Source organism: Streptomyces vulcanius (assembly GCF_042653945.1).
Lineage (GTDB): Bacteria > Actinomycetota > Actinomycetes > Streptomycetales > Streptomycetaceae > Streptomyces > Streptomyces mangrovi.
Genome location: NZ_JBHSFK010000015.1, coordinates 126,963 through 140,017 on the forward strand (window position 1 = coordinate 126,963; position 13,055 = coordinate 140,017).

Annotated in this window: 12 protein-coding genes and 1 pseudogene; 3 read left to right on the plus strand and 10 right to left on the minus strand. The window is 70.3% G+C overall.

What is annotated here, in order from left to right:
* The first annotated feature begins 7 nt into the window (after positions 1-7).
* Positions 8-1,222 (plus strand): MFS transporter, encoded by a 1,215-nt coding sequence (locus ACFPIH_RS23700; protein WP_381174923.1) that lies wholly within the window; start codon positions 8-10, stop codon positions 1,220-1,222.
* 50 nt (positions 1,223-1,272) lie between these two features.
* Positions 1,273-2,667 (plus strand): glucose-6-phosphate dehydrogenase, encoded by a 1,395-nt coding sequence (locus ACFPIH_RS23705; protein ID WP_381174921.1) that lies wholly within the window; start codon positions 1,273-1,275, stop codon positions 2,665-2,667.
* Positions 2,668-2,814: 147 nt separating this feature from the next.
* On the opposite strand, the gene ACFPIH_RS23710 is transcribed toward ACFPIH_RS23705, so the two are convergent.
* From ACFPIH_RS23710 to ACFPIH_RS23750, 9 genes are all read right to left on the minus strand, one after another.
* On the minus strand, positions 2,815-5,112 hold the full coding sequence (locus ACFPIH_RS23710) for an FUSC family protein (RefSeq protein ID WP_381174919.1): 2,298 nt from the start codon (positions 5,110-5,112) through the stop codon (positions 2,815-2,817).
* Positions 5,113-5,133: 21 nt separating this feature from the next.
* The gene (locus ACFPIH_RS23715; protein ID WP_381174917.1) at positions 5,134-6,051 is read right to left on the minus strand and encodes an alpha/beta hydrolase; all 918 of its coding nucleotides are present in this window, start codon (positions 6,049-6,051) and stop codon (positions 5,134-5,136) included.
* Positions 6,048-7,178, minus strand: a complete 1,131-nt coding sequence (locus ACFPIH_RS23720) for an alpha/beta hydrolase (RefSeq protein ID WP_381174914.1) — start codon at positions 7,176-7,178, stop codon at positions 6,048-6,050. Before ACFPIH_RS23720 ends, ACFPIH_RS23715 begins: the two co-directional genes overlap by 4 nt.
* Positions 7,168-7,581: a (R)-mandelonitrile lyase gene (locus ACFPIH_RS23725; protein WP_381174912.1), complete on the minus strand. Its 414-nt coding sequence runs from the start codon at positions 7,579-7,581 to the stop codon at positions 7,168-7,170. Before ACFPIH_RS23725 ends, ACFPIH_RS23720 begins: the two co-directional genes overlap by 11 nt.
* 13 nt (positions 7,582-7,594) lie before the next feature.
* A complete protein-coding gene (locus ACFPIH_RS23730; protein WP_359718245.1) occupies positions 7,595-7,921 on the minus strand; it encodes a carboxymuconolactone decarboxylase family protein in 327 nt (108 codons plus the stop codon).
* 469 nt (positions 7,922-8,390) lie between these two features.
* Positions 8,391-9,425 (minus strand): alcohol dehydrogenase catalytic domain-containing protein, encoded by a 1,035-nt coding sequence (locus ACFPIH_RS23735; protein ID WP_381174909.1) that lies wholly within the window; start codon positions 9,423-9,425, stop codon positions 8,391-8,393.
* A gap of 105 nt (positions 9,426-9,530) precedes the next feature.
* Positions 9,531-10,517, minus strand: a complete 987-nt coding sequence (locus ACFPIH_RS23740; protein ID WP_381174907.1) for a quinone oxidoreductase family protein — start codon at positions 10,515-10,517, stop codon at positions 9,531-9,533.
* Positions 10,518-10,540: 23 nt separating this feature from the next.
* Positions 10,541-10,960, minus strand: coding sequence for a (R)-mandelonitrile lyase (locus tag ACFPIH_RS23745; protein WP_381174905.1), 420 nt, complete (start codon positions 10,958-10,960; stop codon positions 10,541-10,543).
* Positions 10,961-11,009: 49 nt separating this feature from the next.
* A complete protein-coding gene (locus tag ACFPIH_RS23750; protein WP_381175154.1) occupies positions 11,010-11,336 on the minus strand; it encodes a carboxymuconolactone decarboxylase family protein in 327 nt (108 codons plus the stop codon).
* 186 nt (positions 11,337-11,522) lie between these two features.
* On the opposite strand from ACFPIH_RS23750, the gene ACFPIH_RS23755 reads away from it, so the two are divergent.
* The gene (locus ACFPIH_RS23755) at positions 11,523-12,392 is read left to right on the plus strand and encodes a helix-turn-helix domain-containing protein (RefSeq protein ID WP_381174902.1); all 870 of its coding nucleotides are present in this window, start codon (positions 11,523-11,525) and stop codon (positions 12,390-12,392) included.
* Between the two features lie 403 nt (positions 12,393-12,795).
* Here the strand turns inward: ACFPIH_RS23755 and ACFPIH_RS23760 are convergent.
* Positions 12,796-13,010: pseudogene (locus ACFPIH_RS23760) on the minus strand (tautomerase family protein).
* Positions 13,011-13,055 lie beyond the last annotated feature (45 nt).

Here is a 13,055-nt window from a genome sequence, read left to right on the forward strand (position 1 = left end):
TGGTCCCGTGAGCACCCGCCGGATCGTCCCCATCGCCCTGGTCCTCGCCTACTACGGCGCGTACATAGCTGTCATGACCCCGCCGACTGTCAGCATGGCGCTGCGCGTCGTGGACGTGGTGGGCGCCGACCGCAAGGTCTCGGTGCTCGGCACGGTCCTGTCCGTCGGGGCACTGGCGGGCGCCGTGGCCTCGCCACTGCTCGGCCGGCTGTCGGACCGGACCACGCTGGGGTTCGGCAAGCGACGGTCGTGGCTGGTGATCGGCCCCGTACTGGGGTTCGTCGGACTCGCCCTGATCGGCTTCGGCGACGGAGTGGCCCTTTTGATCGTCGGCTGGGTGCTGGCCCAGGCCGGCTGGTCGGGCACGCTGATGGTCTGCCAGGCGATCCTGCCCGAGCACGTGCCGGACACGATGCGCGGCCGGATCAGCGGGCTGATGGGTGCGGGGATGCCCATCGGCATGGTCGGCGGCACTCTGACCGTCAGTCTGACCGCTTCGAGCCCCGCTCTGATGCTGCTCGTGCCCGGCCTGATCGGCGTCGCCGCCGCGGCTCTGCTCGTCGGCGTCGTCCCCGACTCACCGGCCGACAAGGCATCCCTGCCCCACCTCGGGCCGAAGGAACTGCTGCAGACCTTCTACGTGAACCCGCGCCGCTATCCGGCGTACTCATGGGCCTTCCTGAGCCGCTTCCTGATGTTCTCCGGCGTCTTCATCATCCTGACCTACCAGACCTACATCGTCTCCGACCGCATCGGATACACGGCGGACGCAACGGCGAACAAGGTCTTCCAGTCGACGCTGGTCATGGTGGCCGGATCGATCGCCGCCTCCGTCCTCTTCGGCTCGCTCGGCGACCGCACCGGACGGCTCAAGCCCTTCCTGCGGACAGGCGCGGCCGCCGCTGCCGCCGGTCTGCTCGTCCTCACCATCGACGACAGCTTCGGGATCTTCCTCGCCGGGATGCTGATCGTCGGGATCGCGCAGGGCGGCTCCCTCGCCGACGACCTGCCGATGATCACCCGGGTGCTTCCCGACCCGCACGACGCCGCCCAGGAACTCGGGGTCTACAACCTCGGCCTGGTCCTGCCGCAGATGCTGATTCCGCTGTACGGCCCGGTGCTGATCGGCTCCGACGACAACTACCCCCTGCTGTTCACCGTCGGGGCCGTCTGCTCCGCGGCCGCCGCCTTCACCCTCGTCGGCGTACGCGGCATCAAGTGAGCGACCGCGGCACGCACCCGCAGCAGAACCCGAGAGACAGGACACGTGCCATGTCCGATCCGACTGCTCCGCGCGCCGGAGCCCTGGTCCTGTTCGGCATCACCGGCGACCTCGCCAGGAAGATGCTGCTGCCCGCCCTCTACCAGCTCGCCCGGCGGGGCGCGTTGACCGAGCCGGTCGTCGGCGTGACCCGCGGCGGCTGGACCCTGGACAGGCTGCGCCGGCACGCCCACGACGCCGTCGCCGCCCAGGGCCCTGTCGACGAGGACGCGTTCACACGTTTCTCCGGCCTGCTGCGGCTGGCCACCATCGACTACGACGACCCCGGCAGCTTCCGCTCGATCGCCGAGCAGACCGCGGGCTGTGGCCATCTCGCCCACTACTTGGCGATCCCGCCCGTCCTGTACGCCAGGGCCGCCACTTGTCTCGCCGGGGCCGGACTGAACGAGAACGCGCGCCTGGTCGTGGAGAAGCCCTTCGGACACGACCTCGTCTCCGCCCGCGAACTGCAGAGCGAACTGACGAAGTACTTTCCCGAGGAGCGCCTGCGCCGCGTCGACCACTTCCTCGGCAAGGACGTCGTCGAGGACCTGCTCACCTTCCGCTTCGCCAACACGCTGATGCGCGCCGTCCTCGACCGACACCACGTGCGCAGCGTCCAGGTCACGATGGCCGAGGACTTCGACGTCGCCGACCGCGGGGGCTTCTACGACGCTGTCGGCTGCCTGCGCGACGTCGTCCAGAACCATCTTCTGCAGACCCTGGCCTACTTCGTCATGGAGGCTCCCCGGTCCGGCTCGGCCGCCGACACTCTCACCGAACGTGCCCGCGCCCTCAAGGCCGTCCGGACCGTCCGCCCCGAGGACTACGTACGCGGCCGGTACGCGGGCTACCTCGACACCGAGGGCGTGAAGCCGGACTCCACCACCGAGACGTACGCCGCCCTGCGCACCTACGTCGACACCGACCGCTGGTCCGGTGTCCCTTTCACCATCCGCGCGGGCAAGGACATGGAGACCACCTCCACCGAGATCGTCGTGGAACTGGACAGGCCGGTGCCCGGCCACCATCACACACAGGGCGCGCAGACCGCCGGCCCCAACCTCGTCCGCTTCCGTCTCATGCCCCGCTCCGGCGTCACGTTCAGCCTGCTCGCCCAACACGGAGGCGACGGAACGCTGTTGGACGAGGTCACCGTCACCACCGACTTCACCCGGCTCACCGGCAGCGACACCAGCGCGTACGAGCACATTCTCGAGGACTCCCTCACCGGCGACCCGCGTCGCTTCTGCCGGATGGACATGGTCGAGGAGTGCTGGCGCATCGTCGGCGGCCTCCTCACCTCCGAAGGGAAGCCCGTCGTCTACCGGCCCGGCAGCTGGGGCCCCGCGGAGGCCGACCGGCTGGTCACCGACGAACGCTGGTTTCCGCTGGAGAACGTGTAGCCGCCGGTCCGCATCCGTGATCGGCGCAAGCGTGAAGAACCGGCAGAGACGCGGCGTGACTCGACGCCGCACGTACCACCGCGGCGACCCGCGTACCCAGCTCGGTCGGAGAGTCGTTCCGGCGACGGGGACTCTGTTCGGGCTGGATCAGGACGGCTTGCCCACCCCCGCCCCCGCGGCGGCCGCCAGGCTCGGCTGGAGGCGGCGGGCGGCGTCGAGGTGGTCGGCGGTCCAGATGATGCGTACGGCGGTGTCCGTGGCCTGTCCGTGCTCGTCGCTCAGATCGCGGCGGAGGGATTCGACCAGCTCCGCTTCGGCCACGGGATTGCGCGGCAGCGGATCCCGGACGGGGGTGTCCTGGCCCAGGACGGCGGCCAGGTCCCGGTACCAGCCGGAGACGCGGCCCACCGCGCCCAGGAGGACGAGGCGAGCACCGGCCCGGTCCGGCTCGGGCTGCGAGGCGCCGGCACGCTGCCACAGTCCCAGCACCGCGTCCGCCGCCAGGCGCAGCCCCACGATGCCGGTGACCAGGGTGGTCATCTCGGCCAGGGGCACCGGTTTCGGGCCGCGTTCGGCCAGGTAGCTGCGGAAGGCGTCGTCGAGCCTCCGTGCGGCTGCCGCGGCTTCGAAGCGTTCTTGCAGCGCGGCATCGGCGGAGACGGGCTCGGTGCCACAGCGGCCGACGGCGTATTCCACCGCGACCGCCAGGTACTGGGCGCTCTCTCGGTACGCCTCGGCCAGAGCACGGTCGACCGCAGCCGTCGCGCCACGGGGCCAGAAGAAGAGCCCCACCAGCACGCTCACCGCGCAGCCGATCGCGATGTCCTGGATCCGCAGGAGCACGATGTGCCAGTCGGGGTCCTGGCCGATGTTGAACATGATGACCAGCGTGATGGTGAAGGACGCCTGACCGGCGGCGAAGGAGATCGCGGCGGGGGCGATGCCGGCGAGGAGCACCGCGAGGGGCAGCAGGAACCAGAGAACCGTGCCGTGGTGACCGATGAGCTGCAGCAGCACGGTGCCGACGATCGAACCCGCGACGGTGCCGCCCAGGGCGCGCACCGCGTTCTGCCCGGTGTTGAGGGCGTTGGAGCGCAGCACCGACAACGTGCCCAGGAGTACCCAGAACGAGTGCTGGACGCCCGTCACGTTCGCGAGGGCGACCGCGATACCGAGACCTACCGCTCCCCGCAGGCTGTTGTGCAGCCAGACGGACTGCGGTCGAAGGTGGGCGGCGGCCCGCTCACGCGCCGAGGTCAGCGGCGTGGCCGCGGCACCGGGCTCGCCGCCGAGCACACGTTCGAACCAGCTCCTGCGTTCGGCCGCCGCGGCCCGGTCCACGTTGCCGGCGATCTGCAGCGTCGCGAACCCCAGCTCCTGCGCCCGGAACGACAGGTCCAGGGCGCCGATGACGGGGTGCACCTGCGACGGCGTACCGGCTCCGCCCCGGTGCACGGGCAGGCGGGCCGTGGCGTTGCGTTCCATGTCGGCCATGGCCGTACGCAGGCACTCCGAAGCGGAGCGCAGCCCGTCCGGCGAGCCGTGCGGAGCATCGAGCAGGGCGGCCGCCTCGTCGAGCACGGCGGCAGCGGATCGCCGTACGGTCTGGGCGTCGGCGTCGCACGCCGGGTGGCCGTCGGGGGAGGGGGCGCTGTCGGCCAGGATGCCACTGAGCCACGTCAGTTCGTCGACGAGACGGACCGTGGCGCGCGAGCTGGTGGACAGGCCGGTGGGGCGATAGGGGGTGGCATCGAACACGGTGCGCAGATCGGCTGCCGCGGCGGAGGCCTTGTCGGCCGTGGCGCGGCACTGTCCGGTGCTCGGCGCGCCCGGACCGCCTGCCAGGAGGGATGCGTCGGTGCGCAGCTGCCCGGCAGCGGCACGGCAGACCTGGGCGGCGGGTGCGGCAAGCGGGTCCGCGGCGGGGCGGGGCCACAGGAAGGTGATCGCCAGCATGGAGGCGGCTGCCGCGAGGCCCGTTCCCGCGAGCCGGTCGGGAAGGTCGGAGAACGGGACGGGTGAGGTCACCGGGAGGACGAAGGCCAGCAGCAGCGCGGTGGACGCGCCTGCGAGGACGGAGCTGACCACGCCGGAGAACAGCACCAGGAAGCCGATGACGACCATGACGGCGACCGCGAGCCAGGTCTCGTCGGCCACGAGCGTCCCCAGGCAGATGAGGGCGGCCCAGGCCACCGCCAGACCGAGGTGTGCCCGTAGTCGCTGCACCATCGGCCCGGTGAAGTCCACGAGCAGGAGCATCGAGAACGAACCGAACGCGGCGAACGTCGCCATCGTCGGCGAGCCGATGACCTGGCTGCACAGGGCGAACAGGGCGGGCATCACGACGGCCGTCCGCCCGGCACGCCGGGTGGCCGCCAGCTCGGGATCGTGGTCACGCAGCCACGATGCGGCCGGCCCGAGCCGGATACGGCTGAATGTCTGCACCGCTCTCACGATCCGTCCGGGTCAGAGGTGCTTGGCGTAGAAGTCCGTCAGCTTCGCGACCACCTGCGGCACGAACTCCGGCTTGTCGTACAGGTCGATGTGCGTGGCGCCGTCGACGACGAACACCTCCCTGGGCTCCTTGGCCCGGGCGACGGCCTCCTCGCTGAAGTAGCGGGTGTCCGCCTCGGAACCGGCGATCATCAGCAGCGGCCGCGGAGAGATCGACTCGACATGCGCGAACGCGTCGAACGCCATCTGCTTGTCCAGGCTGGTGAAGACGTACCTGCCGGGCGCGTTCGGGTGCTGCCCCCGGGGAGTGCAGTAGTAGTCGTAGCCCTCGCGGTACAGCTCGGGTGTGTCCTGCGTGATCTCCTCGGCGGACATGGGCACGAAGTTGATCATGCGGAGAGGCTCGCCCGCCGCCTCCTTGGTGCGCTGCTCGCCGATCTCCTTGAGACGCCGGACGCGGAACTCCTCGGAGAACAGCCCGCGCGGGACGCCCTCCCGGCGGGCCGAGCCGACGTCGAAGGCGCTGACGGTACCGACGGCCTTGATCCGCGCCTCGGTCTGCGCCGCGTTGACGGTGTAGCCGCCGCCCGCGCAGATGCCCAGGGCGCCGATGCGGTCCGGGTCCACCTGGGGGTGGTTGCCGAGGTGGTCGACCGCGCACCGGATGTCCTCGACGCGGTCGCCGGGGACCTCGTACAGGCGCGGCTCGCCGCCGCTCTCGCCGTAGTGGGAGGCGTCGTAGGCCAGGGCGATGAAGCCCTGCTCGGCGAGCTTCTCGGCGTACAGGCCCGAGGTCTGCTCCTTCACACCGCCGAACGGGTGGGTGACGACGACGGCGGCGTACGTCCTGCCCTCGTCGAAGCCCGGGGGCAGGAAGAGGTTTCCCACGACCTGGTGCGTGCCGTGCGGGAAGCTGACCTTCTGAGTCATCGGTTCAGGCCCTTCTCGGCGAGGAAGTCGGAGATCTGGTCGGCGATCCGGACGTTGTTGAGGTCCGAGAAGAGGAAGTGGGAGTTGCCGGTGATACCGATCTCCGGGAGGTGGACGAGGGTGGCGTCGCCGCCGTGGCGGTTGAGGGCGTCGACGAAGAGCCGGGCCATCGCGAGCCGGACGCGCCAGTTGTCCCGGCCGGCGATGCCGGTCGGCTCGGTCGGGATGTTGTCGCCGTAGTAGACGACGATCGGGACCTTCGTCAGCCGCCGGAACTCCTTCAGCGGTACGGACTCGCCCGTGAGGGTGCCCGCGGAACTCGGCATCGGGTCCGGCACCTCGCCCTCGGGGAAGACGAAGCCGCTGCCCGGCTCCAGTGCGACGACCGCCTTGATGTTCCGGTTTCTCATCGTCGCGTCCCAGCCGAAGCCGCCGGCGTGCGAGTGGGTGACGAGGATGCCCGGGCCGATCTCGTCGAAGAGCGCCGAGACCCCGTTGGCGAGGACCTCGCCGTCGATCGGGCCGGTGTCGGGGAGCATCGACCGGAAGAACTGCTCGCGCGCTTGCGGGCCCTTCGGGAACTGCCCGCCGGGATAGGTGTCGGGCCACAGGCCGAACCGGAACTGGTTGTAGAACCACTGGTCGGAGGTCGAGGCGTCGGTGGCGGTGCTCACCGTGGTCTGCCCGGCGCTGCCCCGGCGGGGCTGGTCGAGGGTGTACACGCCGAACCGGCGGCGCAGGAAGATGGTCTGGAAGCCCTCGCGTCCGTCCGGGGTGGTGCCCCAACCGGCTCCGGACTGCTTGTAGCCGTGCCACAGCACCAGCGGCAGCCTGCGGGCGCGCACCGGCTTCTGGAAGAAGACGCGGGCGTGGTCGCCGTGCAGCGTCTGGCCGGCGGGGTTGGTCGGGTTGCGGGGATCGAAGGTCCCGGGACTGGTGACCACGGTCCCGCCGACCGCGAAGCTGCCCTGCTCCTGAATCGTCAGCGGCGCGAAACCGTGTCCGTCGGCGGCTGCTGTCATGTCGTCGTCTTCACCCTTGCTGGAGGCCTGCGCGCTGGAGGCGAGTCCGACCGCCGGAGCCGCAGCGGCTGCGGTGAGCCCCATGACCATGTCTCTACGCTTCACTGGTGTTTCCTTCGTACTCGTCATCGCGCACGTGCTCGCCCCACTCGACGTCGGGCACGGCGGGATCTCCGGTGCTGTCCGACAGGGCGAGATGGGTCATGAAGTGGTCGGGGGCGGCACCGTGCCAGTGCCACTCGCCGGGGGGTGTGTGGACGGTGTCGCCCGGGCGCATCACCAGGACCTCACCGCCGCGGGACTGAACCAGGCCGATACCCGAGGTGACATGCAGGGTCTGCCCGAGCGCGTGCCGGTGCCAGGCGGTGCGGGCGCAGGGCGAGAACCGCACCATGGCCGCACGCAGACGCGAGGGCTCCTGGGCCTCCGTGATGGTGTCCACCCACACATCACCGGTGAACCGTTCCGGAGGGGCCATGGCCGAGGGCTTCTTCTCGAGGAACCTCATGGACCCCGCCCCGCTACTTCGTCTCGTCGTCGACGATGGCCTTGAGCTGGGTGAGCGCTCCCATCCCGCTGGGCCATCCGGCGTAGAAGGCCAAGTGGGTGAGGGCCTCGACGAGTTCGTCCCTGCTCAGCCCGTTCTCCAGCGCCAGACGCAGATGGCTGTTCAGCTGCTCCGGGCGGTACGTCGCAGCCAGCACGGAGACGGTGATCAGGCTGCGATCCCGCGGGGACAGGCCTTCACGCTTCCACACGTCGCCGAACAGCACGTCGTCGGTCAGCTGGACCATCTTCGGCGCGAGGTCGCCGAGGAGTTGCTGGGCCCGCGAGGGTTCCTGTGCCATGTGTGTGCCGCCTTTCTTCGTATTCCGTCTCGCGCTCGGGCGCCATGGGGCGGCAGTCTTGGGACGATTGCCGCTGTACCGCTCGAGGCGCGGCAGGCCGGCCTGCCTGCGCGTCGGGCAGTCCGGCGAATTCGGTATCTTCGCGACATGGTGGAGATGCGACGACCGGAATCGCTGCACGCAGACGAGGCCCTTGCCCGGAGAGGTGATCTTCGTTTCGTGTACAGCTTGCTCGCCGGTGGCGGCGCGTGACAGACCGCGCCGTGCCGGGGAGCAGCGTTCAGGGGCATGACAGGGCCCTTCACATGCACGGCAGCCGAGCGCAGACTGGTCGGTTCCAGATACCTGCCTCCTACCGCGATCACAGCACTGAACCCGCACGGGGCGCTGCGGGGAAGCGCGCTTCGCGTGCGGGTTCCGCGGTGGTACTGCGTTCTCACCGCACAAGGAGTAGCCGGTCGTTCGTCGGTCAGGGAGTGACGAGGACCTTCAGCGCCTCGCGCTGGTCCATGGCGCGGTAGCCCTCCGGAGTCTGCTCAAGGGTGACGGTGCGGTCGAAGACGCGACCCGGGTCGACCGTGCCGTTCAGAACATCGGGCAGCAACTGCTCGATGTAAGCGCGTACGGGGGCCGGCCCGCCGGTAAGGGTGACGTTGGGGCCGAAGAGGCTGCCGAAGCCGACGGGGGCGTCGTCGTACTGGGGGACGCCGACGCGGCTGATGACGCCGCCGGGGCGGACGGTACCGACGGCCATCTCGTAGGCGGGCAGGTGGCCGACGGCTTCGAGGACGGCACGGGTGCCGCGGCCGCCGGTCAGGTCGCGGACCTTGGCGATGCCTTGCTCTCCGCGCTCGGCGACGACGTCGGTGGCGCCGAAGTAGCGGCCCAGGTCGGTGCGGCTCTTGTGTCGGCCCATGAGGATGATCCGCTCGGCGCCGAGCTGCTTGGCCGACAGGACGGCGAGCAGGCCCACGGCGCCGTCACCAATGACGGTGACCGAGTCACCGGGCTTGACGCGGGCCTGGTGGGCCGCGTGGTAGCCGGTGCCGTAGACGTCGGCGAGGGTGAGCAGAGAGGGCAGCAGCTTCTCGTCGACATCGCCCGGGAGCTTGACCAGGGTGCCCTGGGCCTGGGGGACGCGGACGGCCTCAGCCTGGGCGCCGCCGATGCCTGCGGCGAAGAAGCCGCCGTTGGGGCAGGAGGTGTGCAGGCCCGCGCGGCAGAACTCGCAGGTGTTGTCGGCGAACGCGAACGGCGCCACCACCAGGTCGCCGCGCCTCAGAGCGGAGACCTCGGAGCCGACTTCCTCGACCGTGCCGAGGAACTCGTGGCCCATGGGAACGGGCCCGTCGGCTGCCGACATGGTGTGGTACGGGTGCAGGTCACTCCCACACACGCAGGAGCGCACGACACGCACGATCGCGTCAGTGGGCTGTTCGATGACCGGGTCGGATATGTCCTGGACGCGTACGTCGCCGGCTTCGTACATGAAGGTGGCCCGCATGGGGGACAACTCGCTTTCGTTGCAGGGGGTTGGACGTCGGGCTGTCAGCTGGGTGCAGGGACGGCAGGGGCGCGGCCGTCGCAGCAGGCTGCTGCCGGCCGGCGTTCAGGGGACGGTGAGGACGATCTTTCCGTGGGCCTGGTGGGAGCGGAGCCGTTCGGCGGCCGCGGCAGCGGTGTCGAAGGACAGGGTGGTGTCGACCAGGGGCCGTACCCGTCCTTCGGCGACGGCGGGAAGCAGCGCCTTGCCGGCGGCCGCGATGACGGCGCCGAGTTCGGCAGCGCGGGTGAAGCCGAAGGACACTCCGCAGACGCGGAGGTGGCGGTAGGACAGGGCATCGAGGTCGATGGTGGAAGCGGCCTGGTCGAGTCGACCGATGTTGACCACGGCGCCGTCGGTGCGGGTGGCGGGCAGGCAAGCGGCGAAGGTCTGACCGCCGACGTGGTCCAGGGCCACGTCGACGCCTTCGCCGTCGGTGGCGTCGAGCACGGCCCGGGCGAGGTCTTGCTCGCCGGAGACCACGACGGTGTCCGCGCCGGCCCGCTTGAGCAGCTCGCTCTTGGCGGCGCTGCGGGTGGTGGCGATGATCCGGCTCGCACCGAGAGCGCGGGCGATCTGCACGCCGATCAGGCCGATGCTGGACGTGGCACCGGTGATCAGCACCGAACGCCCGGCTCGGAATCCGGCCACGGAGAGGGCTCCGTGTTCGGTGAGCATGCCGGTGGGCAGCGCGCACGCCTCCTCGTGGCCGAGTTCGTCGGGCACGGGAAGGACGTGCCGGTGGTCGGCCAGGACGTACTGGGCGAAACTGCCGGGTGTCGTGCCCATCACCCGGGTTCCCACCGCGGGCGCCTGGACTCCGTCGCCGATGGCGATGACCTCACCGGCGAACTCGTAGCCGGCCTGGTACTCGTTGCCCGTGCCGCCGGATGTGGGGTCGGCGGCGGCCAGCATGGAGGCGTCGGCGTTGTTGAGCGCCACCGCGCGGGCGCGCACCACGACCTGCCCCGGGCCCGGTTCGGGGACGGGGACCTGTCGCGGGGCCCAGTCGGGTCCGATGCCGCCGAACAGTGCGGTCATGGTGACGGGCATGAGCGGGTTTCCCTTCGCGTGGTTCAGTGGCTGCGGGTGCGGGAGGCGCGGTACTGCTCGTCGGTGACGTGCTCCAGCCAGGTCGTCTCCGGCTGGTGGCCGCCGGGGGCGGTGCCGTCCCACAGGGCGAGGTGCTGCATGAAACGGTCCTCAGTCGCGCCGTGCCAGTGCTCCTCGCCGGGCGGGCAGGTCACCGTCTCGCCGGGGTGCGCTTCGAAAACGGTGCCGTCCCGCGTGCCGATCAGGGCGATGCCGGCTACGACATGCAGGGTTTGGCCGACGGCGTGGTGGTGCCAGGCGGTGCGGGCGCCCGGCGCGAAGCGCACCATGTTGGCCCGGATCCGGGAGGGCTCTTGGCCTGCGTGGATGACGTCGAACCAGACGTCACCGTTGAACCAGTCCTGCGGTCCCTTGCCGGTGGACTGGGGCTTGACGAATTCCATCTCGCTGTTCCTCTCGTACGACCGACGCCGGGTGCGGGGTGGGCCCGACTCAGGCGGTGGTCGGGGCGGTGATGTGCTTGAGGCGGGTGAGTGCATCCATGGCGTTGGGCCAGCCCGCGTAGAAGGCCAGGTGCGTCAGTGCTTCGGCGAGCTCCTCGCGGCTCAGCCCGTTGTCCAGCGCCAGCCGCAAGTGGAAGGTGAGCTGCTCGCCCCGGTAAAGGGCGGCCAGCGTCGTGACCGTCACCAGACTCCTGTCGCGGGGAGAAAGTCCGGGTCGCTCCCACACGTCTCCGAAAAGCACCTCGTCGGTCAGTTCCACCATCTTCGGCGCCACATCACCCAGCGCCCTTTGCGCCGGTGATTCCTTTTCGGTCATGAACGCATTTCCTTCCATGCTGATTCATCGGCCGGCCGATTCCGCTTGATCCTTTTTGCCGTTCTGCGCTCCAGGCTTGCACGCGTGCGCTCCCCTGTGCAGAGGAGGGTTACCTCCTGGGAGAAAAACATCCTGGGAGAGTTTTCTCCCCCTCAGCCTGGGCCGGTCCGCTGTCACACTGGAGGCATGAGTCCGACACCGCACCTCAACGAGCTGGGCGAGTTCCTCAAGGCCCGCAGGGCCGAGCTGAGCCCCCGTGTCGTGGGCCTGCCCGACAGTTCCGGGCCCCGCCGGGTCGCCGGGCTGCGCCGAGAGGAGGTCGCCCAGCTCGCGGCGATCTCAACGGACTACTACACCCGGCTGGAACAGGGCCGTATGCCCGCCTCAGCGCCTGTTCTGCAAGCGCTGGCCGAGGCGCTGCACCTGGACGACGACCAGCGCCGCTACCTCTTCGGCCTGGCGGGAAAGGAAACCGGCAGGCCCCGCCGTCGCCCTTTGCAGAAGGTCCAGCCGCAGCTGCGCAGGGTTTTGGACGACCTCACCTCCACCCCGGCGATCGTCATGGGCCGCCGGATGGATGTCATCGCCTGGAATCCTCTCGCGGCGGCTCTCATCACCGACTTCGGCGCCATTCCGGAAAAGCATCGCAATTATGTGCGCATCCTTTTCACCGACCCGGCCATGCGAACCCTCTATGCGGACTGGAAGAGCGTGGCCCGCACCTGCGTGGCGCAATTGCGCATGGCGGCGGCGAAGTACCCGGACGATCCACGACTGACTTCTCTGGTCGGTGAGCTGTCCGTACAGGACGCGGACTTCCGCAAGTGGTGGGCGGCTCATCATGTCGCCATGCTGAGCGTCGGTACCAAAGTCCTCGACCATCCGGTCGCCGGGGAGCTTTCCCTCGACTGGGACACCCTGACCGCCAGCACCGACCCCGACCAGCAACTGGTGGTCTGGACTGCCGAAGTCGGCTCCCCCACCCACGACGGACTGCGCATCCTTGCCTCCTGGGCCGCCGGCCGGCCCCAGTCCGTCACCCGCCCGGCGGACTGACCGGCCCCACCCACACGGTATGCGCCGGCCCAGGCGCCCGGTCATCGTCCGGCGGGGAAGTCCGTGGAGGCCGTGGAGGCAGCGAGGCAGCGCTGAGTCCTGGATGTCCGACCGGGATCGCTGCCGGGCCCGGGTCTTCGGCGGCGGTCCGGGCTCCCTCGCGCACCGGGCCGAGACGGCGGCCCACCCGTCGAGCCGCCCGCCGACCCCGCCACCGCGCCCGGTTCCGGCCGAAGGGCTTCCCGGACGGCTTCATGACCGTCGACGAGTTCCCGCGCCACGGGCGGCGGCGCGTGCCGGGACGCGGCACCGCGCCGTGGGCGCGGCCTCGTCGAGATCCGCGCCGCCCTCCATGTGGCGACGAATACGGCCGAGCTGCGGGCGGCGACCGGCCGGGGCGCCGTCATTCCCGCGGCGTCTGCCGGATCTTGGCAAGCGTCAGGACACCGCCGCCGATGCCCCATCCGGCGTCGGCGACCTCTTCGACCAGTACGAGGGTGGTGGCCCGGGCGCCGTTGCCGAAGATCCCGGTGTACAGGTCGGTGGTGCGCGTGATGATCTGCTCCTTCTGCTCTGCGGTGAGGCGTCGGCGGGGACCTTGAAGTTCGCGAAGGGCATGGTGCTCTCTTCGTACGGGGGCCGCCGGAGCTGCTCACGACGAGC